The organism is Terasakiella sediminum (assembly GCF_033100395.1).
GTDB lineage: Bacteria > Pseudomonadota > Alphaproteobacteria > Rhodospirillales > Terasakiellaceae > Terasakiella.
This window is the reverse complement of record NZ_JAWLVJ010000002.1, coordinates 149,617-172,752: the sequence shown is the minus strand read 5'-3', so window position 1 is coordinate 172,752 and position 23,136 is coordinate 149,617. Positions and strand designations below refer to the sequence as shown.

Annotated in this window: 26 protein-coding genes; 7 read left to right on the top strand and 19 right to left on the bottom strand. The window is 49.9% G+C overall.

Annotated features, from left to right (window positions below; translation table 11 throughout):
• The first annotated feature begins 5 nt into the window (after positions 1-5).
• From mobB to RYZ26_RS02100, 4 genes are read left to right on the top strand one after another with little or no spacing between them, the layout of a single operon-like run.
• Positions 6-515 carry a molybdopterin-guanine dinucleotide biosynthesis protein B gene (mobB, locus tag RYZ26_RS02115; protein WP_317681487.1) on the top strand — a complete coding sequence of 170 codons (510 nt, stop codon included), beginning with the start codon at positions 6-8 and terminating at the stop codon, positions 513-515.
• Positions 512-1,771, top strand: coding sequence for a molybdopterin molybdotransferase MoeA (gene moeA / locus RYZ26_RS02110; RefSeq protein WP_317681486.1), 1,260 nt, complete (start codon positions 512-514; stop codon positions 1,769-1,771). The genes mobB and moeA overlap by 4 nt, the downstream gene beginning before the upstream one ends.
• The gene (moaD, locus tag RYZ26_RS02105) at positions 1,771-2,022 is read left to right on the top strand and encodes a molybdopterin converting factor subunit 1 (RefSeq protein ID WP_317681485.1); all 252 of its coding nucleotides are present in this window, start codon (positions 1,771-1,773) and stop codon (positions 2,020-2,022) included. Before moeA ends, moaD begins: the two co-directional genes overlap by 1 nt.
• Positions 2,023-2,025: 3 nt before the next feature.
• Complete coding sequence (locus tag RYZ26_RS02100) at positions 2,026-2,490, top strand: molybdenum cofactor biosynthesis protein MoaE (protein WP_317681484.1); 465 nt, start codon at positions 2,026-2,028, stop codon at positions 2,488-2,490.
• A 2-nt stretch (positions 2,491-2,492) separates the two neighbouring features.
• On the opposite strand, the gene RYZ26_RS02095 is transcribed toward RYZ26_RS02100, so the two are convergent.
• Entirely contained in the window at positions 2,493-3,398 is a 906-nt protein-coding gene (locus RYZ26_RS02095) for a LysR family transcriptional regulator (RefSeq protein ID WP_317681483.1), read from the bottom strand.
• A 93-nt stretch (positions 3,399-3,491) separates the two neighbouring features.
• Between RYZ26_RS02095 and RYZ26_RS02090 the strand changes: the two genes are divergently transcribed.
• Positions 3,492-3,989, top strand: coding sequence for an ester cyclase (locus RYZ26_RS02090; protein ID WP_317681482.1), 498 nt, complete (start codon positions 3,492-3,494; stop codon positions 3,987-3,989).
• A 109-nt stretch (positions 3,990-4,098) separates the two neighbouring features.
• Entirely contained in the window at positions 4,099-4,926 is an 828-nt protein-coding gene (locus tag RYZ26_RS02085; RefSeq protein ID WP_317681481.1) for an LOG family protein, read from the top strand.
• Here RYZ26_RS02085 and RYZ26_RS02080 read toward each other — a convergent pair.
• A complete protein-coding gene (locus tag RYZ26_RS02080) occupies positions 4,923-5,627 on the bottom strand; it encodes a Crp/Fnr family transcriptional regulator (RefSeq protein ID WP_317681480.1) in 705 nt (234 codons plus the stop codon). The genes RYZ26_RS02085 and RYZ26_RS02080 overlap by 4 nt on opposite strands.
• 223 nt (positions 5,628-5,850) lie before the next feature.
• Between RYZ26_RS02080 and RYZ26_RS02075 the strand changes: the two genes are divergently transcribed.
• Positions 5,851-7,062 (top strand): TIGR03862 family flavoprotein, encoded by a 1,212-nt coding sequence (locus RYZ26_RS02075; RefSeq protein ID WP_317681479.1) that lies wholly within the window; start codon positions 5,851-5,853, stop codon positions 7,060-7,062.
• Here the strand turns inward: RYZ26_RS02075 and RYZ26_RS02070 are convergent.
• From RYZ26_RS02070 to RYZ26_RS01990, 17 genes are all read right to left on the bottom strand, one after another.
• A complete protein-coding gene (locus RYZ26_RS02070; protein WP_317681478.1) occupies positions 7,059-9,989 on the bottom strand; it encodes a PAS domain S-box protein in 2,931 nt (976 codons plus the stop codon). The genes RYZ26_RS02075 and RYZ26_RS02070 overlap by 4 nt on opposite strands.
• Positions 9,982-10,470 (bottom strand): hydrogenase maturation protease, encoded by a 489-nt coding sequence (locus tag RYZ26_RS02065; protein ID WP_317681477.1) that lies wholly within the window; start codon positions 10,468-10,470, stop codon positions 9,982-9,984. The genes RYZ26_RS02070 and RYZ26_RS02065 overlap by 8 nt, the downstream gene beginning before the upstream one ends.
• Before the next feature lie 13 nt (positions 10,471-10,483).
• The gene (locus tag RYZ26_RS02060) at positions 10,484-11,986 is read right to left on the bottom strand and encodes a nickel-dependent hydrogenase large subunit (protein WP_317681476.1); all 1,503 of its coding nucleotides are present in this window, start codon (positions 11,984-11,986) and stop codon (positions 10,484-10,486) included.
• A 20-nt stretch (positions 11,987-12,006) separates the two neighbouring features.
• On the bottom strand, positions 12,007-12,963 hold the full coding sequence (locus RYZ26_RS02055) for an NADH-quinone oxidoreductase subunit B family protein (RefSeq protein WP_317681475.1): 957 nt from the start codon (positions 12,961-12,963) through the stop codon (positions 12,007-12,009).
• Positions 12,964-13,089: 126 nt separating this feature from the next.
• On the bottom strand, positions 13,090-13,728 hold the full coding sequence (locus RYZ26_RS02050; RefSeq protein ID WP_317681474.1) for a hypothetical protein: 639 nt from the start codon (positions 13,726-13,728) through the stop codon (positions 13,090-13,092).
• Positions 13,728-14,750, bottom strand: coding sequence for a hypothetical protein (locus RYZ26_RS02045; RefSeq protein WP_317681473.1), 1,023 nt, complete (start codon positions 14,748-14,750; stop codon positions 13,728-13,730). Before RYZ26_RS02045 ends, RYZ26_RS02050 begins: the two co-directional genes overlap by 1 nt.
• Before the next feature lie 11 nt (positions 14,751-14,761).
• Positions 14,762-15,274, bottom strand: coding sequence for a hypothetical protein (locus RYZ26_RS02040; RefSeq protein ID WP_317681472.1), 513 nt, complete (start codon positions 15,272-15,274; stop codon positions 14,762-14,764).
• On the bottom strand, positions 15,271-15,768 hold the full coding sequence (locus tag RYZ26_RS02035; RefSeq protein ID WP_317681471.1) for a hypothetical protein: 498 nt from the start codon (positions 15,766-15,768) through the stop codon (positions 15,271-15,273). Before RYZ26_RS02035 ends, RYZ26_RS02040 begins: the two co-directional genes overlap by 4 nt.
• A 1-nt stretch (position 15,769) precedes the next feature.
• The gene (locus RYZ26_RS02030; RefSeq protein WP_317681470.1) at positions 15,770-16,153 is read right to left on the bottom strand and encodes a hypothetical protein; all 384 of its coding nucleotides are present in this window, start codon (positions 16,151-16,153) and stop codon (positions 15,770-15,772) included.
• 26 nt (positions 16,154-16,179) lie between these two features.
• Positions 16,180-17,088 carry a hypothetical protein gene (locus RYZ26_RS02025; RefSeq protein ID WP_317681469.1) on the bottom strand — a complete coding sequence of 303 codons (909 nt, stop codon included), beginning with the start codon at positions 17,086-17,088 and terminating at the stop codon, positions 16,180-16,182.
• Positions 17,089-17,105: 17 nt separating this feature from the next.
• The gene (locus RYZ26_RS02020) at positions 17,106-17,675 is read right to left on the bottom strand and encodes a hypothetical protein (protein WP_317681468.1); all 570 of its coding nucleotides are present in this window, start codon (positions 17,673-17,675) and stop codon (positions 17,106-17,108) included.
• A 186-nt stretch (positions 17,676-17,861) separates the two neighbouring features.
• Positions 17,862-18,935, bottom strand: a complete 1,074-nt coding sequence (locus RYZ26_RS02015; protein ID WP_317681467.1) for a DUF4384 domain-containing protein — start codon at positions 18,933-18,935, stop codon at positions 17,862-17,864.
• The gene (locus RYZ26_RS02010; RefSeq protein ID WP_317681466.1) at positions 18,932-19,459 is read right to left on the bottom strand and encodes a hypothetical protein; all 528 of its coding nucleotides are present in this window, start codon (positions 19,457-19,459) and stop codon (positions 18,932-18,934) included. Before RYZ26_RS02010 ends, RYZ26_RS02015 begins: the two co-directional genes overlap by 4 nt.
• Entirely contained in the window at positions 19,456-20,925 is a 1,470-nt protein-coding gene (locus RYZ26_RS02005; protein ID WP_317681465.1) for a hypothetical protein, read from the bottom strand. Before RYZ26_RS02005 ends, RYZ26_RS02010 begins: the two co-directional genes overlap by 4 nt.
• Positions 20,926-20,975: 50 nt before the next feature.
• Entirely contained in the window at positions 20,976-21,785 is an 810-nt protein-coding gene (locus tag RYZ26_RS02000; RefSeq protein ID WP_317681464.1) for a lytic transglycosylase domain-containing protein, read from the bottom strand.
• Positions 21,782-22,222 (bottom strand): hypothetical protein, encoded by a 441-nt coding sequence (locus RYZ26_RS01995; protein ID WP_317681463.1) that lies wholly within the window; start codon positions 22,220-22,222, stop codon positions 21,782-21,784. Before RYZ26_RS01995 ends, RYZ26_RS02000 begins: the two co-directional genes overlap by 4 nt.
• A 12-nt stretch (positions 22,223-22,234) precedes the next feature.
• The gene (locus tag RYZ26_RS01990) at positions 22,235-23,077 is read right to left on the bottom strand and encodes a hypothetical protein (protein WP_317681462.1); all 843 of its coding nucleotides are present in this window, start codon (positions 23,075-23,077) and stop codon (positions 22,235-22,237) included.
• Positions 23,078-23,136: the final 59 nt, after the last annotated feature.

The following is a 23,136-nucleotide window of genomic DNA, read 5'->3' as shown; positions in this document are numbered from 1 at the left end:
CGCCCATGAAACAGATTTTTGGCATCGTCGGTAAAAGCGGCAGCGGTAAAACCACCCTTCTGGAAAAGCTCATCCCGGCCCTTCGCGCCCATGGATTGACCATCTCCACCATCAAACATACCCATCATCAATTTGATATGGATAAACCGGGCAAAGACTCCTTTCGTCAGCGCGAAGCAGGCGCAGGTGAAGTCATGCTGGCTTCCAGCCATCGCTGGGCATTACTCCATGAAAATAATGGCGCGGATGAGCCAGAGATCGAAGAATTGCTGACACATATGAGCGATGTTGACCTGGTTTTGGTGGAAGGGTTCAAATTCCACAAACACCCGAAACTGGAAGTCCATCGCCCCGCCCACGGCCGCCCGCCCCTCTGGCCCAATGATGACACGATCCTTGCAATTGCCAGCGATGAACAAATTGATTGTGGCGGGCGAAACTTGATCGACCTCAATGACGTTGAGGCCATCGCAGACCTAATTATTTCACACCTGAAACTGGAGATCACAACATGACAGGTGTCTTTGATTGCTGCTTTGCCACACCCGGCAAAATGATGCCCTTGAATGAAGCGCGCGAACTGATGCAGGAAAGCATTAAACCGCTTGCAAAAACCACCAAACTGCCGTTGCGCCAATGTGTCGGTAAAATTCTGGCCGAAGATGTCACGGCTGACCAGAACGTGCCACCGCATAACAATTCCGCCATGGATGGCTATGCAGTGCGCTTTGATGATTTAAACCCGGACGGGGAAACAAAACTGCCCGTAACCGAACGGGTTGCCGCTGGTCATCCGTTAAAACGCGCAGCCGTTGCAGGCGAAGCCCTGCGCATCTTTACAGGCGCCCCGATCCCGGAAGGTGTCGATACGGTCATCATGCAGGAAAATGCAACCGAAGCTGATGGTCACGTCACTTTCCCCCAAGGTGCCGCCCCCAAGAAAGGCGTGAATTTCCGCAAATTGGGTGAAGATATCAAAGTCGGTGATGTGATCCTGAAGAAAGGCCACAAGCTGCGTGCGGCAGATATCGGCGTTTCCGCATCGGTCGGAAAGACAGAACTGGATGTCTATGCACCTTTGAAAGTAGCCGTCTTCTCAACCGGTGACGAAATCACCGATGCGGGGAACGTGCTAGAAGAGGGCTGCGTATACGACATCAACCGTTATACGGTCATGTCCATGCTGGAAAGTCTGGGCTGTGAAGTCACTGACCTTGGTATTCTGCCGGACGTTCTGGAAACCATCACAGACGCGTTGGATAAAGCCGCCAGCGATCACGATGTCCTCTTTACCTCCGGCGGTGTATCGCTGGGTGAGGAAGACCATGTGAAATCTGCTGTCACGGCGCTTGGCAAGATTAACTTCTGGCGCATTGCCATCAAACCGGGTCGCCCTATTGCACTGGGTGAGATCAAAGACAAGCCTTTCATCGGCCTGCCGGGTAATCCGGTAGCAACGCTTGTGACCTTCATGACCATCGCACGACCCATGATCTGCGGTTTTGCCGGGCGCAGTGACATGTCCACGCGATCCTATAAGGTGCCCGCCGGATTTGCCTATAAACATAAAGGTGGTCGTTACGAATGGCAACGCGCTTCTTTGCGTCAGACTCCTTATGGTCCGGTTGTTGATTTGTTTCACACAACGGGTTCCGGTATCCTGACCTCCATGGTAAAAACCGATGGTCTGGTCGAAATTCCGGACAATGCCCACGAGATTGAACCGGGTGATCTGGTCGATTTCATCCCCTATAGCGAGGTCAGCCAATAATGAAAGTTCTCTATTTTGCATGGTTGCGCACCAAGATCGGCTGTGCAGAAGAAGAAATCACCCTGCCTGACAGCGTCACAACAGTTGACGGCGTGCTCGGCTTCCTGCGCAAAAAGGGCGAAGCTTATGCCGAAGCCTTGAGCGAAGATAAAGTCATTCGCATTGCGGTAAATCAGGATTATGCCAAAGGCGAGGATGCGGTTAAAAATACTGATGAATTTGCCATCTTCCCCCCTGTAACCGGAGGATAATCCATGATCCGCGTGCAAGCTGAAAACTTCGATGTGGGCGCAGAAATTAATGCCCTTTCCAAAGGCAACACAGCCATCGGTGGCATTTGTTCTTTCGTCGGTCTTGTGCGCGATTTCCAGCATACCAAAGAAGATGAAACCCGCGTTTCTGCCATGACGCTGGAACATTACCCGGGCATGACGGAAAAGAAACTCCAGGAAATCGAAGAGATTGCACGCGATCGCTGGCCTTTGGAAGATGTGCTGATCATCCACCGTTATGGCCGGATGGAACCAGGCGAAAATATTGTGCTGGTGGTAACGGCCTCAGCCCATCGCAAAGCCGCTTTTGAATCCGCAGAATTCCTCATGGATTTCCTGAAAACCAAGGCACCGTTTTGGAAACTGGAAGAAGACCAAAAAGGCGAAGGCAGCTGGGTCGATGCCCGCGAAGATGACGACGCAGCCGCTGCCAAGTGGGAAAAGTAAGCTCAGGCGACCTGATGCTTTTTCACAAATGATTTGATCTCATTCCTCAGCCAGATATGAGCCGGGTCCGCATCTTTTCTTTGATGCCAGACCATCTGCACGCTCAGTTTGGGCATATTGATGGGACAAGGTATGAACTGAAAATCTCGCATCAAACTGTCTGCAAACTTCGACGGCAATGTTGCGATCATCGGCGTGCCTTTCATCAGTTGCGGCAGATTTTCAAACTGATTAACTGCCAAGGCCACGCGCCTGCTCAATCCGACCTCCTTCAGTGCCTTATCCACAAAAGATGTTTTCTTACCGCCTAGCATCGTGACCGCATGTGGGGCTTCTGCGTAGGCCTTTGTATTTTCAGGGGCGCTTCGCACATTTTGGTCGTAATAAGTGACATAGTGATCTTCAAAAAGCCGCACACCTTTTAAATGAGAGGAGTCAATCTGATAAGCAATCAACGAGATATCCCAATCATCCTCAAGACGCTTTTCCAAATTCTTCAAGTCCTGACCATGAATCGTCAGAGCAACATTCGGGGCCACATCAAACAAATAGCTGCTAAACGGAACGATGACTGTTTCCGTTTCAAAGCCTGCTGTACCAATGGTGAACTCACGCATTGCGGTGACGGGATCAAAGACATGAAGCTGGCTTAACTGGTCCAATTGATCGAGAATTTCCTGACATCTCCCGATGATCTCCGCCCCAATGGGGGTGGCTGCCATCCCGCGCCCCACGCGGCTGAAGATCGGGTCCCCAAAGCTTTGACGCAGTTTTTCCAGCCCATAGCTTGCTGTTGATTGTGTCATGCCGCGCTGTTCTGCCGCTGCACTGACGGACCCTGTTTTGTGAATGGCAATCAGCAGACGCAGTGTTTTCACGTCCAACGCATTAATATCGAAATTTTCCATAACAACTATCAATTACTTAGTATTTTTTCGATAATATCACAGTGCTATTCCTAAAGCCATCCAATGATCCATTGCTTTTAGGAGTTACCTCTCATGAAAAAATTAACCCAATTCTTCCTTCTTCCCGCTTTCGCCCTCGCCTTCAGTATCAGTGCAGCCCAGGCCGACACATTGTCCAAAGCTGAGGCTCAGGAACTGGTGCAACCCTTCTATGACATGCTGAGCCGCAAAGCCACGGCAGGCGAGGCCAGCGCTTCCTTGCATGCCGACTGGATTTCCTATTACAGCGCAGATGGTTACAAAACACTGGACCAGACCATGGGGTTCCTCACCGGGCCACTGGTGCAGATGGTGCCCGACTTGAACTGGGAAATCAAATCCGTCTCTGTCACCACAGACAATGAAATTGTGGTACGCGGCGAAGCCACCGGCACCCCGGTTGGCAAGGCCTTTTTCGGTCAGCCCGTCAGTGGCAAAAGTTTTAAGATTATGAGCATTGATATTCATACCGTAAAAGACGGCAAAATTTCGAAAAGCTATCACATCGAAGATTGGGCAGGCGCTTTGAAACAGCTGGCTGGCAAATCATAATCCATCCACAAAAGGCAGGTTGAAAACTCGACCTGCCTTTCTCGACCTTGCATGATTAGTTAACAATTCCAATATATTATAGAGATAATAACAATAAGCGAGGTCTCACATGGTCGATGCACCCTATCCCCCCCTACAAGCCTATCAGAACGAACATTTCATGGAACACCGTGTGGGGCGACCCATGCGTATTCTGGCAGAATATCTTGAACCGGATGCCCGGTTTGAAGCGCAGAATGTAGAAGATACCATCATCTTTTTTGGATCTGCCCGCACCCTGCCGCGTGATGAGGCTGAGAAAAAATTAAAATACGCCCAGAAGAATAACGGGGATATCAAGCGCGCTGAAATGGACCTTCATATGTCACGTTACTATGAAGAAGCCCGTGAATTAGGACGACGCCTGACCGAATGGTCCAAAGGCCTGGAAGGCACGAAAAAACGTTTCGTCATTTGCACAGGTGGTGGTCCCGGCATAATGGAAGCAGGTAATCGTGGCGCATCCGAAGCCAAAGGGTTGAACATGGGGTTCAACATCACCCTGCCGTTTGAACAGCATCAGAACCCTTACATCACCCGCCAGCTATCCTTTGAATTCAGATATTTCTTTATGCGCAAATTTTGGTTCATGTATCTGGCCAAAGCCATGGTCGCTTTCCCCGGCGGGTTCGGCACCATGGATGAGCTATTTGAATCTCTCACCCTGATCCAGACCGACAAGGTCCACAAAAACCTGCCCATCGTTCTTTATGGAAAAGAATTTTGGGAAGAGGTCGTCAATCTGGAAGCCCTGGTGAAATACGGCACCATCAGTGAAGAAGACCTGGATCTGTTCATCTATACCGACAGTGTCGATGAGGCCTATGACTATATCACCAAACAGCTGGAAGCCCACGCCATGGAAGAGATGGCCCGCAGTGATTCCAAAGCGTTTTAGTCCATCTCTGCTTCTTCAAGAACTCGTTCCAGCGCGTCATGATTGTGGATTGTGACGCGTCCACGAGCCAGTTCGATCCAGCCTTGACCGCGCCAGACCTGAAGTTGCTTGTTCACGCTTTCACGTGATGTGCCCATCATGCGTGCCAGTTCCTGCTGTGGCAGATTCAAGCCGATCAGCACACCACCATCGTCCTGATCTTCCCCATAAAGCTCAGCCAGGTTCAACAGACGTTTCGCAAGGCGTCCGTCCAAAGGCAGGAAAGCAGCATCTTCGACCATTTCACTGGTGATACGCACGCGATGACACAGAAGCTGCATCACCTGAATACAAAGCTTGGGGTGTTTTTCCAGAAACGGGATGAAATCACGACGCTGGATAACCAATAATTCGGTCTTTTCCATCGCAAGCGCATCGGCTGTGCGGTCCATCCCGTCCAGCAGGGCGATTTCCCCAAAGAACTGCCCTTCCTCGATAATATTCAGGGTGACTTCTTTGCCGTTAGGAGATGTTGTCACGATTTTGATCTTGCCTGCCTGCACGCCAAAAAAGCTATCACCCGGATCACCTTTTACGAACAGGGTTTCGTTTTTTGCGAGCTTGCGTGTCACGGTCATGGACAGCAGCTTATCCAGCATTTCTTCGTCCAGACTGCCCAGAAGTTCCGTATTCGCCAGCAGCGCTTTTTTATCGTGGATCATACCCTAAAGGCCCCTTTAATAATTTTTTTAACAAAATAGCAGGTTTGTGAACCAGCTCACAGATAAAGCGAAAAGAAAATGCAATTATCATATTAACTTCTCTATTTGCCCTTAAGAGAAGCCTCCCATTCCTCGGTTCGACCCCTAGACACCGACGGAATTAGACCCTATAGAGAGGATGGTCCCCCCGAGCCATCCTCTCTAATCGTTTTTGCACCATGCCATGTCACAGAAAATAGCAATCATAGGCGGCGGCCCTGCCGGATTAATGGCAGCGCATCAGCTGACCAACAAAGACTATGACCTGCATCTTTTTGACGCCATGCCGTCACTGGGGCGTAAATTCCTGATGGCAGGCAAAAGCGGGATGAACCTGACCCACAATGAACCACTGGATCGTTTCTTGACCCGCTATCACGATGATGACGGGGCTGTTTCCCATGCAGTTAAAAACTTTCCGCCCGAGGCGATTCGACAATGGGCCGCAGATTTAGGGATTGAAACCTTCGTTGGCAGTTCCGGCCGTATCTTCCCCACTGATTTCAAGGCTGCACCCTTACTACGCAGTTGGCTCAGACATTTGCGCGCAGGTGGCCTTCAGACCCATGTGCACCATCGCTGGATTGGATGGGATCAGGACAAGCTTGTCTTTGAAACGCCAGATGGCCTCAAAAAAGAAAAATTCGACGCTGTTCTCTTTGCGATGGGGGGCATCAGTTGGCCCAAACTGGGATCAGACGGCGGCTGGATTAATGCCTTTGATCAAGCAGACATTCCACACACTCCATTCAAAGCCAGCAACTGTGGTTTCCTGAAAGACTGGAGCGATCCATTTTTGCAAAAATTCGCAGGCGAGCCCATAAAATCCGTCGCGCTGAAGTCAGCAGATGACTGGACCAAAGGCGATTTCGTCATTTCCAAATCGGGGGTTGAAGGCAGTGCCATCTATACCCACAGCCGGAACCTGCGTCTGCAACTAGAAAAGACGGGTCACGCCATCCTTCATCTGGATTTAGCAGCGGATCGTGACCTTGCCACCCTGAAACAGGCGCTAAAGAAATCACGGGGATCAAAATCGCTATCCACTCATATCAAACGGGTCACAAGACTGAATCCAGTCAAGATCGCCTTGTTGCGTGAAATATTGGATAAAGAAACCTTCAACGATATGGACAAATTGGCCGACGCCATCAAAAACCTACCCCTGCCTTTAAAGGCCACACGTCCCATCGACGAGGCCATCAGTTGTGCTGGCGGCGTTGATTTTTCCAACACTGACAACAATCTGATGATCACATCCCAACCCGGCCTGTTTTTGGCAGGTGAAATGCTGAACTGGGATGCACCGACAGGTGGATATCTGCTGACAGGCTGTTTTGCCCTTGGACGCCAAGCGGGCTTGGGCATGGATCGCTGGCTACAGAAAAAGGCTTAAGCCAGTTCGCGTTCGATCACGTCCAGTAAATGCGGGATATCCAATGGCTTGGTCAGATAGTCCTGAAAGCCTGCATCCAGTCCGGCCTGTACTTCTTTCTCCATCGCTTTCGCACTTAAGGCAATGATGGGGATGTCCTTGGTCTTTTCCTGTTTGCGCAGAACTTTAAGGGCTTCAAACCCATCCATCCCCGGCAGATTCAAATCCATCAGGATCATATCCGGCAGGTCCTGCTGAATGTAATCCATGGCGGCTTCTGCATCTGAGACACAAATCAGATCAATCCCTTCCAGATGCATGATCGCGCGCTCCAGCAACGTCTGATTTGACCAATTATCTTCCACGTACAGCAATTTTCTTTTTTCAAAAGGCTGCCGATCCTGACCAACAACCTCATCCTCAATGGACAGATAAAGTGCATTGCGTTTTCCATCTGCACTCAGTTCATCAAAGCTGGGACGATAGGTGGGAAAAAACAGACTGAAGCGACTGCCAACCCCTTCTTCACTGCTGACACGGATAGATCCGCCCATCATATCCATCAGCTTTTTCGTAATCGTTAGACCAATCCCGCTGCCTTCAATATTCTGACCTTCCACACCCAAACGATTAAAGGGCGTATACAAGTCTTTCATCTGGTCATCAGAAATCCCCATCCCGGTATCACTGATAGTCAAGGCGATCATGCGATCTTCCGTTTCCTGGGCGGTGATGCTGACTTCACCCCGGTCACGGTTATACTTGATCGCGTTGGACAACAGATTCACAATCGCTTGTTTGACCCGGATTTTATCACCGCAAACGATCAGTTCTTCCTTTCCGATAAAGTTATTGATCGTGATATGACGTTCATCGGCGATATTGGTCACCAAAACGATAGATTCATGAATGACCTCTTTCAGATCAACCTCTGCAGTTTCCATCGCCATTTTACCGGATTCAATCTTCGCCAGATCAAGAATTTCACTGATCAGTCCCAGCAAATGATGTCCCGCCTTCAGGATATGTTTCACATAGTCTTTCTGCAGATCAGACAGCGCATCTTTTTTGCCCATTTCCAGCAACTGGGCAAAACCCAAAATACCGTTCAGGGGTGTGCGCAGCTCATGGCTCATGGAAGACAGGAATTCGGTTTTCGCCCGGTTGGCCTGTTCAGCTTCGTCACGTGCGGTAATCAGCTCGCGCGACCTTTCTTCTACCAAATCCTGCAGATGGTCACGGTGTTTGGCCAGTTCTTCTTCGGCCTGTTTGCGCTCGTTAATATCTTCTTTAACGGCGAGATAGTTTTTAATGCTGCCATCCGGGTCATACATGGGGGCAACAGACATCATCTGCCAATAATGATTGCCATCGCGATTACGGCTTAGCACTTCCCCATGCCAGCTTTTACCTTTATTCAGTTGATCCCACATCTGGTCATAATGAGGATTGGGCACATCACCGGGGCGCAAAAGGCTGGTTTTGCGGCCAATGGCTTCGTCTTTCTGATAGCCCGTATTCTGGGTGAATTTCTCATTCACATATTCGATCACACCTGTCGTATCTGTGATCATAATTTCCGTTGGCGACTGTTCCACCGCATACGAGAGACGGCGGATGGTTTCAGCCTCCTGATGCTGTGCTGTGATATCACGTGCCACAATCACAAAGCCTCCGTCAGGCATGACACTGGTGTCGTGATCAATCACCAGACCATCATCATAAAAACTTTCCCAACGGCACGGTTTGGTGCGCAGTTTTTCAAGGGTGCGCGCCTCAATCGGTACGGTAATCAGGCTGGCGTTTTCCGTTTCCAGCGTCATTATTTTTTTATACGCCGTGCCCGGCACATTCCAATCTTCTGGACAGCGCATCACAACGGCATAAGCCTCATTTGACACCAGAAGCTTACCCTTTTCATCAAAAACCGCAATGCCATGCCCAATGCATCCCAGGCTGACTTCCAGCAGCTTCAGGGCTTTTTCTGTTTCTTCCTGACGACGTTGGGCTTCGCGTTCTTTTACCCGGGACAAATTGCTGGCAACCAGAATAGCGCCTTCTTCCTTGCCTGCCTTGTTATAAAGACGGGTACCGCGCAACAAATATGGGCTTGCCTGACTGGCATTGTGATCGCCCCGTAGGCTAAAACGCAACGCAACTTCGGCTTCAAACGGGTTTTCGATGAAACACAACTGATAAAGCAACGGCATATCAGCACTGACTTGTTGGTCATATTCAGATTTCAACGCATTAAAATCTGATCGGGTCAGCAAATCATCAACCGATTGTCCCAAAAATTCTTCTGCTGCACAGTCAAAAACTTCGCAAGCCTTTTTATTGACCCGGGTAATGCACCCATCCGGTCCGGTGATGACCATAATTTCGGAAATACCGTCTGTTACCCGGTTGATCAGGTCATTCAATCGTTCCAGGCGGTCAGACTTGCGTTTCCATTCGGTCTTTTTCAACTCCACTTCGGAAAACAGGCTGTCCATATTTTCCATTGATGTGATGACTTGTTTCTGCAGCGCCTGATTGGCTGATCTCTGGGCTTCCAATTCCATCTTCAGGGCCAAGATTTCAGCCTTCAACTCTTTGGCCTCGCCCGTTTCATCCAGTGGTTCACTTTCCCCTAAATAAAAATTATCCCCATCACGAATGACCGCAAAGCCAATGCCGTCTTCACCTTCCAGTTCATAAGAATATCCATGAAGGGAACAGACCAGCGCACCCTCTTTCAAATTCGCGTATGTCAGGGGTGCGCCTGCATGCGGACAAGCCAAGGCCACGCCCATATATCTGCCATTGTGTTCCAAAATCAGACAACGCCCAGGGGGATTATCGCCTTCTTGTGGCAATGTGCCGACCCAACGGTCCTGCCCGTTGGCATTAACCTTTTTATCAATTGTGATTTGTCGTTCTGTCGATGAAGAAAGGTCACTACACATACATATCCCCTTTCAACTTCATCAACACTTTATCCACTGCAGAACCAACGGCTTTTTCAACAGGGCCAGACAGTTCCATCTTAAAAATCTCCGGCTGCCGGATGGAACAGGTCAGAACATCAAGGGACGGTACAATCTCGCCTTCTTCTTCAATAATTTTTAAGCCCTGCAGGATAGACCCGACGCCCAGACCGTGAGACGACATTTCATTTTCATCACGCAAGTCTGACAGATCAGAAGTGGTCATCCATTTAACTTGCCCGACAGATCGGTCATCATAAAAACTGTCGATCACGATGGCACGGTCACAATCTTCAAAATAATTGAGCGCCGACAGGCTGGATGTCCCACCATCAATCAAGCGGATATGGTCCGGCAAAGACCACTCAGCCAATCGTTCATAAACAGACTGACCAAACCCATCATCGCCATGAAGAGGATTGCCAAAACAAATGATATGAGTTGTTGTTCTATCAGTCATGATCATACCAACCCTATTTCCCAATCCGCAACGCTGGCCCTTTGCCCATCACATGGACAGTACAAACCAGACAAGGATCATGAGATCGAATGACATGACCGATTTCAATGGGATCATCGATATCCTGAACGTTGATACCGATCAAGCTTTCTTCCCAATGCCCGCGACGCCCTTGGCCATCACGCGGCGAAGCATTCCAGGCAGTTGGAGTCACCACCTGATAATGAGCAATTTTACCATCACGGATTTTGATCCAGTGACCCAAACTACCCCGTGCAGCTTCCACCGTGCCAAACCCGTCGCCATCCATGCCCAAAGGCTGGTTTTCGATAAAGGGGCTATTGGCATTTTCAATGGTTTCCAGCAACAACTGGCGCAGCAACAACAGGCTGGAGGCCATGCGTCTGATCCGGCTGAACTGTCGCACAAAGGTATTTACTCCTTCTGTGCGCACCAAATCCTTGGACAATTCATCCCCGGATGTCAGCAACGTCGCAAGTGGCCCGGTCTGGACCACATCGCCACCATAACGCGGGGCTTTGGCCCAGGAATAAGCCTGTCCGCTTTCCTGATAATTCGGTTGTGTCACCCCATCATAAGGATGCAGCGGACGCCCCGCCTCATTATTAAACCAGGCATGGGATAAATCTTCGGCAATTTCATTCTGATCAAAAAAGGCGGGTTCATCAACGCGGCCAGCCTGGATATATCCGCCAGCGCGCATCAGACCACCACCGACCTTGGGCAGATTGCCATAGCTCAGCAGATTATCACTGCCACCGCTATGACGATGCAGCCCGATTTTTCGAGAAAATGTGATGAATTTGGATGCAATCGTCTCGGTATTTTCATCCGCCCAGGCCAACAGACCATCCGCCTTACTGATCGCCATCCAGTTTTCCAGCCCCCCACCAATCATGCGTTTTTCAAACCAGGCAGTGTAGCCATCCAACACATTCAACGCATCATGCAGATTGCGGGTATTCACAGGTGTCGTCACCCCACCGGGCACCATATAAGACGAATGCGGCCATTGCCCGCCGAAGATCGCAACGATCTCGACAATTTTTTTACTCATTTTCACCGCATCGCGATAGGCAAGCCCGCTCATTTCAGCAAATTCAGCCGTGATGACATCAAACCCGTCGATATCTTTATATCGGTCATGACACAAATCCGGCGTAAACATCAAAAAGGTCTGGCGACAATCCGATAAAACCTCTTCGGCCAGCAAACAAATGTTACGCAAACGCTTACCGTTATCCGGCACCGAAATTTTAAAGGCATTTTCCAGGGCCAGAACAGCCGTATAGAGATGTGCGGTCCCGCAAATCCCACAAATTCTGGGCGTGATCGCCAAACTATCCATTGCGTCACGACCGATCAAAATCTGTTCAAACCCACGATAAAGCACGCCCTTGCACCAGGCATCAACAACCACCCCGTCCTTGATTTCCACATCAAGTTCCAGGTCGCCTTCCACGCGGTTTAAATCGATTGAAATACGTTTGCTCAACAGGTTGTGCCTTTTTCTTATTATGGTTTCATTTTACGGCTGGTGATGCGATCAGGCGCGGCTTCTTTTGCCAAACCTTTATAGGCCATATAACGTGGGCGCTGTACACCAAGGGGCAGTTCTACTGGAATATTGCCGATTTTATCAGTTTTAAACAAAGGCTGTTCGCGCGGAAAATTGGGCGAAACACAGCCAATGCAGGGTACACCAGCGCGCGTTTTGCTGCTGGTGCCATTCCAAAGCTCCGTATTACAGGTGGCTTTGGTCACCGGGCCCTGACAGCCCAGGTTAAAGAACAGGCAGCCTTCATTGCCAAATTCAGTCTCTTCAACATCATATTCATGATATTCATTTCGCGTGCAACCCTGATGGACCATGGTGTTGAAATATAAATCCGGCTGGTTAAACTCGTTTAGATCCAGCTTGATGCCACGCACCAGAGCCTGCAAAACCTGCACCATTGTATGCGGATGCGCCGGACATCCAGACACATTGATCACCGGATAGCCGCCTTTAGCGACCCAATCCATGGGCAACAATCCGCCCATTGCCCCTTTGTCGGACTGCAGGCCAATACAATCGGTTGGATTTGGCCCGCTCGCATGGACCCCACCATAAGACGCACAGGTGCCAATCGCAACCACATGGGTGGCTTTTTGGGCGAGATCATGGATCAGATCTTTTTTGGGTTTTCCACGCCAGGTATCAAACATGCCCGACCCGTTTGGCCCCATCATAATACTACCTTCGACACAAAGGATTGAAAGGTCACGTTCATCATTTCTGATGTCATCAACGATGGATTTCAAGTGGCTGCTGGGTTGTGTGGATAAAGAGGGGTGCCATAACAAATCAAGCTTGTTACGTTCAATAAATTCAACAAAGTCCGGGTCTTCTGCACACAACAGCGACATGGAATCGCCACTACATGATCCGGCTTGCAGCCACATCAAAGATGGGCCCACCTCTTTCACCATATATTTGTCTCCCTAGCGCTATCCTATTTGTCGGACAGCTTTAATTACCAAGTATAATGATCACTGCCCAACCGCAGGTCAAGCATTCTACGTCATAGATAGGTAGTTATCTGGGAATAAACAGTTTTAAATGGAAGGGGGAAGTGTGCGGATCATCCGACGCATGGCATCATCCACCAATGAGGGTAGAATTTCCGCATCGCCCTTAAAGCGCGCCGCACTGGCAAAGCCACCAAGTAGCCCCAAGGGTGATGACGGAACACCACCATCTGCACGCCAGACCGTATGGGCAGCCTGCCACATGGGTTCGTCATCTTCAAACCGCATCAGATCAAGGCGCACGCCTACATGCTTTTCAGCAAAGACACCAACAAATTCATCCCCCAGATCATAAAGTTCTGCCCGGGCATAGAAACGACATTTGGTGCGATAGGAAAAACGGCGACGATCGCCTTTATCACTTAGGTCAAGCCCATCCCTTTTTTCAATGGCCGCCCGCTTTCTGGGAAAAATCACCCGATCCACCTTTTCCCCCAAATGACGCGCCAGCGCGACGGAAAGCATTTTCGCCATTTCAGGCTGGTCAGTAGCCACAGCAGGTAACACAGCCACACAATCAGGCGGGTCACGATAAAGCATGCCGGACACTTTAAAATTCACATCGCTGGCTTTTAACTCACCCTCACCTTTTCCGGCTTCGCGGTATTGGGGGGCAGTGACGCATGCAGATAGCAACAGGATCAAACAAAAACTAAAAATACGCATCACGCCCTCCCTGAACAGCGTTTGATTTTGGACAGTTCAACCACGCCCTTTAAAGCACGACCGTCCAGATGAATGTCACGCACCAAGATACGCGATCCTTTTAATTCGTAGCGGGCCTGAATGGATTTGGCCTGCATATAACGTTCCCCGACCACAGCCTTCAATCCGCCCAGAAGGGAAGCATCTACCCGACGGGGGAAAATCCGCACCATGATCGGGTCATCCAGTTGACCATGACGACGCGACACCGCACGTTTGATGCGTTGTTCGGTTGCTGGCAATCGGCCACTGGCCTGACGCAGAAAACCGCTAAATCGATCCAGATTAATCTCCCAACGCTGCCCACGAGCATCTTCCACCCGATAAAGGTCACCAGCGTCATCCATCAAGGCATTTTCCATCCCAAAACAAGTCTGGAATTTGTCATGTAACCCATCACGTTGACGGGCATTTTGCGGCCAGGCGATTTCAATCAATGGGCCTTTGCCATGTTCCAACACCCGTAACAAAGCGCGTCCACCGACAACCTCGGTTGGGGTCACTTCATGAACCACTTCCTGAACCGGAGCCGGTTTGGGGGTCGGTTTCGGGGCGGGTTTGGCCACTGATTTTGGTTTGGGTTTAGGGGCTGGTTTGGCCACTGATTTTGGTTTGGGTTTAGGGGCTGGTTTTGATTTTACCTTGGCCACGGGTTTTGACTTGGGCGCAGGCTTTTCAGTTTTTTTCGGGGTCGGTTTCACCACTTTTTTAGGAGATTCAGCCTTCACAACCTTTTTCACCACAGAGGCAGGTTTGGGGGCGGATTTGACCGCAGGGGGTGGCGGAGCAGGCAAAACAAAAGCTTGTGGCGGCATTGGTTTCGCCTCGGTCTGTGGTTCAGCTTTCACCACCTGCATCTTTTGTTCTTCAACAGGCTTTTGGATTTTTTCTACCTCGTTGGGGGCAACCCACAGCCACACAATCCAGGCCGCAAACAGAACCGTCGCGCCAATCGAAAGATTATGTGTCACAGCGGGTTTCATCGTCATTTATCCTAACGAGTCATTTTTTCAGCAAACATTTGTTCCATATCAGCAACCATCTGGCGCAGTTCGCGTGAACGTGCTTTGACATCAACCAGTTGCTGGTCTGGTTCTTCTGATGTTTCCTGTTCAACAACTTCCTCTACAGGGGCTTCCACAATCGGGGCAGGTTCCACATCGCGTTCAAGACGGCGCGATGGAATTTTCTTTGGTTCTGCCTTGGCGACCTGCACAGGTTCCGGCATGGGCGGTGGGGCAGTAACAACTGGTTCTTTTGGTTCCTGCTTTTCAACCACCTCGCGGACAGGTTCCAGCTTTGGTGCAGGTTTTGCTTTTTCCACCAACGGTGGAATTTCTTGTTTCACGACCGGGCGTTGTTTCGGTTGTTCCACCATCTCCTGCACATGGGCTTTGGCCTTATGGACGCCTTGTTCCATCTTGTCGGTGAAATCTTTCGGTTCTCCTCCGGCAATCAGATAGCCAAGGGCCAGAAAAACACAGGCATTGAAAATAAGATATTTCATGAGTTTTCTCCGTCCGGTTTACGTTGGTGAGAAATCGAAAGCAGTGCGCGCAAAACAGCGGCAGAAGGCAGCCCCACAACTGTGGTCAGGAAGGCAAGCGAGAAATGTTTGGTCAGATCACGAATGATCGGTTGGACTGTTTCCGGCGTCAGTTCCTGTTCCGCCAGTGTCCCGATACCCAAGCTGATCCCCAGCAAAGTAAAGGTGAGTGCCAGAGTGGAGACGCCGTTTGCACCGTGCACCCCAACTTCCAGCCAGAAATCACGAGCCTCAGGATGTTGCCCCATGCGTACCCAGCAAAAGAGCGAGACAAACACAAGGGCGGAAAATAAAACCACAAAGGAGACACCGAAGACTTCCAATGTCCATTGCGCAATGGCAGTCGGGGCAAGGGATGTGGCGTAAACAGCGGCGGCCAAGCCGATACACAGGGCGCCCAACAGGTAGCTTAGGGCACGTGATCCACTGTCTGCCATATGAAGGGCGTTTCGCATCTTATCGTCTCCCGACACGTGAAGACATCAGGCTATCGGTTGAGACACCAAACTGTGTCAGCCAATGATCCACCATGGTGTGGCCTTTTTCAGCAGACGCATGGCCCAAGAACGTAACATCGTAATTTTTAAAGGCAATGCGTACAGTCTTGGTGTTTTGACCACGCAGCGACTTGTCGCGCATCACGATCCGTTCCAGATCGACCAGACGACGGCGTTGGGTATCCAGTTTGGCCTGGCGCTGATCCACAGTCAGACTTGAATCAAGGAACGTGTTCACTGTGACGGAACGTTCGCGTTCCAGGTTTTCCAGAGTGCCTGCATTTGCAGCCGTTGCAAAAGCCATCAAAGCAACACCAGCGAGAATGATAAACTTGGGTTTCATGGGACTAAATCCTTCACACTTAAATCTTAGTTATTCAAAAAGAACGACACATTGTTGGCTGGCGTCAGGGAATTTTGCGCAACATCACTGTCGAGCAATTCTTCATCCAGCCCTTCTTCAGCCAGGGACATAGCATCAAGGGCCACCAGTTTAGCCATATAGCCAAGGATAGTTTCTTCCTGATCCAGCACCGCCAGTTCGGTTTGAACATCGGCGACCATACGGCGCACATGTTCTTCACGGGTCATCACGACACCATTTTCCGACATGGGCGAGGCGTTCATTTTATGGTTATCAATCCGGGCGACCAGTTGTTCGATGGCTGACTTGTTCTGGCTGTATTGTTTGGAATATTTGCTTTCTTCCAGATCTGGGGCTTCGAACAAACGTTGATCCACCTTGGCAAGCGAGCTTTCAAACCGTTCTGATGCTTGCTTTTGCAGTTCCAGAAGTTCTTCTTTTTCCGGTGTCATTTCACCTTCTTCAGCAGAAAGACGGCTGAGCATATCGTCAAACAAACGACGTTTGGTCATCAGGTGTTTGCGGCGCAGGTCATTGCGCTCAGACATCATGGACAGATAATTGCGTTTTTCCGCCAGGAACTGGTGGCGCAAATCACCGCGCACATCGCCGTCTGCTGTTTCAATCGCTTTTTGCAGATCGCCAAGGGTGCTGCCTTTCAAAGAAAGATTTTCTTCTTTTTCCTGAATGGCTGTGCCCAGTTCAGATCGTGCAAAATCGTTATCAATGGATTTTTGCAGATAGCTTGGGGGCAGTTTTACCAGACGCTCGGAACTTTGCGGTGTCCATTTCGGTGCACTAAAAGCGACCGAGGCTGAGCCCACAAGAACCACACCACCAAGGAAAGCTGCGCCCAGAAGGGTTGCCAGTTTCTTTGGCTTTGTACGGTGAATGATGAGAGGTAGTTCTGACATGATATCCTCCTTAAACCTTAATTACGTTCCCAGTAGCGAACGCGGCGCAGCTCGCTTTTCAGCTGGCTGTTGACGTTGGCATCACTGAAACGACCGATGGAACCAGCCCCGCGTTTACCCAGCAGGACTTCCATGGTTTGAACGAAAGAGGACCCATCTGCAAAATAAAGATCCTTGCCCTGGAAATTGTCGGAGAATTTGTCCAGATTGACACGAGCCTGTTCAACATCACCGCCTTTAAGATGGTTCTGGATGGTCAGGGCGTAAGCACGCATACGTTCATCCACCGCGATATCAGCCACATCGGGACCGAGCTTGGCTTCGCATTTTTCAATCATGCGGGCACTGGCGAGATATTTCGCCGCATCGTGGTTCATCTGGGCTTCACGATCCAGATCCATGGCATGATCGCGGCAATCGCGATATTCACGCATGGCCGAAATTTCGTTATAGCGCGCTTCACGAAAATCAATCCCGCCACCAAAAGAAGGGGGCTGGGTAACACAAGCCGACAAAGCAACGCCGACCAAAGCAAGAGACAAACCGGTTTTGGCTTGTTTTTTAGTGAATGTAGAAAAAGGAAACATGCTCCTCACTCCGTTAAGTTGATCCTGTTACAGATGCTATGGAGGGGGCAGAGATGTTTTTTTGAAAATTATATATTTTTTTTATCGTCATTCCTGCGAAGGCAGGAATCTGTCACTAAACAAACTGGAAAAAGATCCCTGCCTTCGCAGGGATGACGACTAAAAAGCAGGGCTAACGATTTTTCTTTAAGGCTTCAGATCGAATTCCAGCACATCGACAGCCGCATCCTTGGGCGGATAGGCCGGATCGATATCCATTTCTTCTTCGCTGGCATAACAGCTCACTTTTTCGTGACCCGCAGGTGGACCTAGGCGAATAACGAAGGAAGAATTAGGGCCTCCGCTTAAGATATGTTTCTTGTCAGGCTCAAATGCCTCGACATGCGTCACTTGTGCATTGGGATAAAGCTGAAACGGCTTGCCATCCCCGGGATGATAAAAACAAGTGACCCAGGCTTCTTCAGAAACCTCGACAATCAGGTTCAAGTCATCGCCAAAAAAGAAAAGCGGATTTTCACCGCGATCCGAGGTCACATCAATTTCAAGTGGGACGTCTTCTTCTGGGACATCGACCACATCCGGTTCATCATCCTGCACGGTAAAAGCAAAAATCGCCCCAACCGCCAAAACAGCCAGCGCAGCCATGGGCCAGAAGCTTTTATTTGGGGCTGGCGAGTCCTGAACATTTTCATCCTCAACCAATCCCAAAACCTGCATCAGGTCTTTGGTGGTTTGAAGGGCGAGAACCTCTATTCCCGCTGGCGGCTTGTGATCTGCCAGAAATTTGGCGTTTTCAATGCCAGCAGCAAAAATAATCGGTGTCCCCTTGGCGATAAAATCAGCCAGCATGATGGCGGAACTTTCGACCTTTTCCGCCATATGGTCCACATCACCGACATTAAGATCATAATCCACCGTGCCGGACAGCCAGATGATTTCATCAGCCTCGTCCAGATCGGACAGTTCGCAAGTATCGGATTTAAAAACCGCATGGGCGGCATAGACACCCAGTTGCCAGCTTAAGCCTGTGCCAATAGGACCGCTGACATCCAGACGAAAGGCGCCTTCTTCATAGGGGCCGAATTCCCGCATAATCACACCACTACCCGGGCGCACAAAATCATCATAATCTGCACTGATGGGCAGAACATCTGATTGGCGGCGCAGACACACCATGGACTGAGGGGCAGGTTCCGGCGTAATGCGGTCCACCAGCACTGGCCCACCGGTCGTGGCTATGAGAATGGCAATGCGTTTCAACGCAGGAAAGTCTCCGTCTTGGGGTCAGCCAATAGATTGGCAAGGTTGGCATTTTTATCAATGATGGTCTGGATAACACCGTTTCTGGCCGCTGGCAAATCCAGTGTTTCCATTTCATCACCTGCTCCAAAGACACTAAGGGTATGGGGCATATCACGGCGTTGATCGGCCAATTCAATGATTAAATACAACTGATCTTCCTGTGCACGTGAAGCCTGCAGGCGGATGATGCAGCCGTCGCCATGGCGTTCCGGATAGTCTTCAGAACTGGCGGCCAGGGCTTGCGGGATATGGAAATAGGCGTTTTGTTTCAAAAGCGTGCGATAAATCCTGCGGATAGACAGATTGCTTTGCAGCACCTGTTTAACATCCGCATCTTCGCGCCCCATCACATATGCAAACACACGACTGGCCGCGATGGCACCGGGGGCACTTTCATTCATCAAGCGACGTTGATTGGTCAGGTCTGCAAAACGAGATTTCGCAGCTTCTGCATTTTCAGTACTGATAATTATATCGGTCATTTTAAGGCCTCCTCATACAGGTGGCTGAATTGATTTTTAAAGGTGGTGCGGTCTTCATCAAACACGCTTTCCAAATTTTTCGATTTCAGACTGCCGATATAGCGATCCAGCTGGGCTTCCATCTGCACCAGACTGTCTGCGGCCTTTCTAAAAGCTTCCATATTTTCAACGGCATTGTCATCAAAACCTTTGCGGTTCATTTTCGAAAAGGCTTTCTTGGCTTCATCTTGGGCGGCAGTTGGAAAAGCCACCACATTGGATTGATCCTGCGACAGGATATGCAGGGTGGATGCCTGCAAGGCTTTGACATGATCACGGATGGTTTCACATTCCGTTAGGCGATCTTCATAGGCCGGAACATCGTCACACGCGATCCGTTTTTCAACCGATGCCTTGCCGCGCCCGACCTGCAGATCATTTGTAATCCCGGACTGGACCTGACCGAATATCTCATAACGCAAAAAAGCCAGCGGCAGACGCATAGCGTCTGGGCCATAAGTCATCAGGCTTTCAATCGGTCCGCGTTCGGATTTCTTTTTGAAGAAACGAATGTCGTTAAAATCATCTTCATCAAAAACCGCAAAGGGCGACACCCAGTCTTCCAACGGGCCTGCATCAATATCACTTGACGCGATATCGACTTCCCCTTCTTCTATATTCACGCCCAATGTAGCGGCCTGATGGGCATTTTCGCCCAGCTTGGCTTCCTCAAAGGAGCGTGAAAAATCGCAAAATAAATCAAACACAGTTCGGTATCCTCTGTAATCCTTGCCTTTGTTATGGAGACACCAGAAGTCCAAAACTGAATCGTCTTGTAAAATAATCTGATTTTCTTCGCTTTTTTCCTGCAGGAACTTATAGACCTGCACAAATTTTCCATCCGCTTCGGCCGTTGTCAGATTGGCGATGCGATACTTTCTAAGGACGGATGCCAAGCTGTTGGTACAAGCCTTCAGACTTTTGTCACTGAGAGGATCATTTATCAGCGTTTCAAACAGGTCAGTCATGACCGTAAAATGCTGAAACCCGTCCATGGAACAGAGAAATTCATAAAGACTGATCAGAAAACCCATGCGCCCATAGCGCACGTCAAACTGTTTCCCCTCATAAGACAGACGCAGATAATCGCCCGTGACAATGACTGAGGATGTATCAGTAGCGTCTGCAAACAAGGACTTTATCCGGTTAGGGGAAGCTTTTTCAGGGGAAAGAAAGAAATCAGTTATGCAATCAGCCCCCAGAACATCGGCCACCCCATAGACCAAATGGGACAGTTCCAGCAGTGCCATATCCTTGTTGGGGCCACCGCTTTGAGCTGAGATGAATTTAGCCAGTTGGTCCAATGTCGGGCGTTCGCTATATTTTGGCAGCCCATCCAGTGTGGTTGCTTCTTTCAGTGCCGTAAAATCAGCCAACAGCTGATCCTTCCCCCCGGCGCGCAGCAACGTTGATTGCGTATTATCCACGTCTTCAATCCTCCCGATTAAAGGGAGGATATAGGGTTCATACAATCATATCAACGGAAATGGCGTGGTGGTGGGCCCCAATGGCCGCGTCCACCGCGATGGTGCGAGGGTGGTGGTGGGCGACGCCAGCCCCGATCTGCGCGACGTTCCACAATGATAATGCGGGTGTCGCCATAGCCGTCATCACGATAGTCAACCTCGTCCTCATAATAATCATCATTGCGATAATCGGCTTCTCTATATTCGTTACGCTCATCACGTTCATAACGCTCAAACCCGTCATCTTCATCGTCATAACGATCATTGCGGGTGCGCCATTCACGCAGTTCAGCCACATCGATGTCGTCCTGATCATCATAGAAATCATCGCCTTCACGCCCGCCTTCCCACAAATTGGCTTGTTCCTGATAGACGCGCTGCCATTTCTGCACCTTGGCGACATATTTGCGCGTATAGCTGTGGGGTTCATCCCCACGCACAGTACCCCCGTTGTAATGAGACAGGGCCAAATCCCAGCGGCCATCATACTGGTCATGCAATTGTTCCAGGAACTGAACGCCCAGACGGATGTTCGTTTCGGCGTTCCACAGACGTTTAGGATGAACACCAAACTCTTTACGTGCCGTATCCGGCATGATCTGCATCACCCCGCGTGCACCTGCTGAACTGAGTGCACGGGCATTAAAGTCTGATTCCACCTTGGCAACGGCCAGGGCCAGGGACACGGGCACATTTGAATCTGCTGCTTCCGCCATCACCATCTGTTTCACTTCAAAACGGGTAGCAGCCTCGACAGTTGAGATAAAGGCTGCGGCCACAAACAAGGCCAGGACCCAGATAAATGTTAAAATCCGTTTCATAGCTTGGCCTCCTTCAAGGCTTGCAACCAGGTATCGGTCAGAACAACGACGGTGATATCCTGCACAGACAAGTTCTTGCGGGCATCCATGGTTTTGGACATGGACAGATCAGGCGACACCGCCAGAACAATTTTTTCACGCCCCATCAGGGAAGACGGGGTCACCACTTTCAGTTTGTGATCCAAATATTGGCCTTTATGAAAGATCACCAGCGTGTCCGGTTCCACATTGGCATTACTGCCTTCACCTTCGGCTGGTTCATTCTTTTCAGCTGTCTTGGCAATGGTGATCGGTTCTTCCTTGATGGTAACTTTCGCTGTCTGACTGACCATCCCGCTGCCCATGGAAACCATGGTCAACACCATGATGGAAAAGAACCCCATAGCCAGTGCCAGTGCAATTTCAGCCATGGCGTTTGTTTGTGTTGTGTCGCTCATGTTCCTGTACCCTTAGTCCAGATACGCCAGGTCGCGTTGAACCTTGACCAGTGTCACATGTTTTTCGGTTTCGATGATGCGGGCTTGCAGGTCCAGGTTTGCCAGAACCTTGGAAAGATCATTGCGCAGGCTGCCAGCACTTTTACGACGTTCCAGCCAGAAAGCAGGTTTGCCGGGCTTGGAACGCATGGCGCTAAAATCACGGGTGGTATCCAGACGGGCAATGTGATCTTCAAGATGATAGACCTCGCGTGGTTTAAAGCCTTTCAGCGTCAGGGTAACTTTACGGGGTTCTTTCTTCACCTTGGCAACGCGGGGGCGATAGTCTTTCAGGCGATCCGCCAGCTTGTCTTTAAATTCCGGCAGAATTTCACGCACGTGGCGACGTGTAATCATTTCACGACATTCATCGTGACAGTCATGTCGGGAAAGGGTCGCAACCGGGCTTTTCACACGGATGGTATCCACCAGTTCCAGAGATTTCGCATCAATAACTTTGGCCGTCGCTGTCATCCGGTCTTTTAATTTACCGTTTGAACGATTGGTCTTGTGCTTGACGGAAACCAGAACAATGGCATCCAGACGTTTGCGTTTGGTTTCAGAAACAATATCCATCGCATCATCAAACGAACGATCATTGTCCGAACGATCGCGTTCCTCAAAAAGGCGGATTTTTTCATGTTCCAGGAAATTTCCGGTGTGATCGAAAATACGTTTAAAAGACTGGGCATCACGGCTGACCATATAGCGACCTTCGTCAACTTCCATATAGAGAACGCGTGTTTTCTGTGCGGCCATTGCGGTTGTAGATAAGCAAACACCAACCAGCGCAATCATAGCTTTTTTCATAAACATTTTTCGAACCTTTCTGCTTGTTCCTGCATCTGGGCAAAGTTATGGAGAGCTCAGAGACT

Coding starts and splice junctions, on each gene's coding strand:
- mobB (WP_317681487.1), top strand. CDS start 6: ATGAAACAGATTTTTGGCATCGTCGGTAAAAGCGGCAGCGGTAAAACC.
- moeA (WP_317681486.1), top strand. CDS start 512: ATGACAGGTGTCTTTGATTGCTGCTTTGCCACACCCGGCAAAATGATG.
- moaD (WP_317681485.1), top strand. CDS start 1,771: ATGAAAGTTCTCTATTTTGCATGGTTGCGCACCAAGATCGGCTGTGCA.
- RYZ26_RS02100 (WP_317681484.1), top strand. CDS start 2,026: ATGATCCGCGTGCAAGCTGAAAACTTCGATGTGGGCGCAGAAATTAAT.
- RYZ26_RS02095 (WP_317681483.1), bottom strand. CDS start 3,398: ATGGAAAATTTCGATATTAATGCGTTGGACGTGAAAACACTGCGTCTG.
- RYZ26_RS02090 (WP_317681482.1), top strand. CDS start 3,492: ATGAAAAAATTAACCCAATTCTTCCTTCTTCCCGCTTTCGCCCTCGCC.
- RYZ26_RS02085 (WP_317681481.1), top strand. CDS start 4,099: ATGGTCGATGCACCCTATCCCCCCCTACAAGCCTATCAGAACGAACAT.
- RYZ26_RS02080 (WP_317681480.1), bottom strand. CDS start 5,627: ATGATCCACGATAAAAAAGCGCTGCTGGCGAATACGGAACTTCTGGGC.
- RYZ26_RS02075 (WP_317681479.1), top strand. CDS start 5,851: ATGTCACAGAAAATAGCAATCATAGGCGGCGGCCCTGCCGGATTAATG.
- RYZ26_RS02070 (WP_317681478.1), bottom strand. CDS start 9,989: ATGTGTAGTGACCTTTCTTCATCGACAGAACGACAAATCACAATTGAT.
- RYZ26_RS02065 (WP_317681477.1), bottom strand. CDS start 10,470: ATGACTGATAGAACAACAACTCATATCATTTGTTTTGGCAATCCTCTT.
- RYZ26_RS02055 (WP_317681475.1), bottom strand. CDS start 12,963: ATGGTGAAAGAGGTGGGCCCATCTTTGATGTGGCTGCAAGCCGGATCA.
- RYZ26_RS02050 (WP_317681474.1), bottom strand. CDS start 13,728: ATGCGTATTTTTAGTTTTTGTTTGATCCTGTTGCTATCTGCATGCGTC.
- RYZ26_RS02045 (WP_317681473.1), bottom strand. CDS start 14,750: ATGAAACCCGCTGTGACACATAATCTTTCGATTGGCGCGACGGTTCTG.
- RYZ26_RS02040 (WP_317681472.1), bottom strand. CDS start 15,274: ATGAAATATCTTATTTTCAATGCCTGTGTTTTTCTGGCCCTTGGCTAT.
- RYZ26_RS02035 (WP_317681471.1), bottom strand. CDS start 15,768: ATGCGAAACGCCCTTCATATGGCAGACAGTGGATCACGTGCCCTAAGC.
- RYZ26_RS02030 (WP_317681470.1), bottom strand. CDS start 16,153: ATGAAACCCAAGTTTATCATTCTCGCTGGTGTTGCTTTGATGGCTTTT.
- RYZ26_RS02025 (WP_317681469.1), bottom strand. CDS start 17,088: ATGTCAGAACTACCTCTCATCATTCACCGTACAAAGCCAAAGAAACTG.
- RYZ26_RS02020 (WP_317681468.1), bottom strand. CDS start 17,675: ATGTTTCCTTTTTCTACATTCACTAAAAAACAAGCCAAAACCGGTTTG.
- RYZ26_RS02010 (WP_317681466.1), bottom strand. CDS start 19,459: ATGACCGATATAATTATCAGTACTGAAAATGCAGAAGCTGCGAAATCT.
- RYZ26_RS02000 (WP_317681464.1), bottom strand. CDS start 21,785: ATGAAACGGATTTTAACATTTATCTGGGTCCTGGCCTTGTTTGTGGCC.
- RYZ26_RS01995 (WP_317681463.1), bottom strand. CDS start 22,222: ATGAGCGACACAACACAAACAAACGCCATGGCTGAAATTGCACTGGCA.
- RYZ26_RS01990 (WP_317681462.1), bottom strand. CDS start 23,077: ATGTTTATGAAAAAAGCTATGATTGCGCTGGTTGGTGTTTGCTTATCT.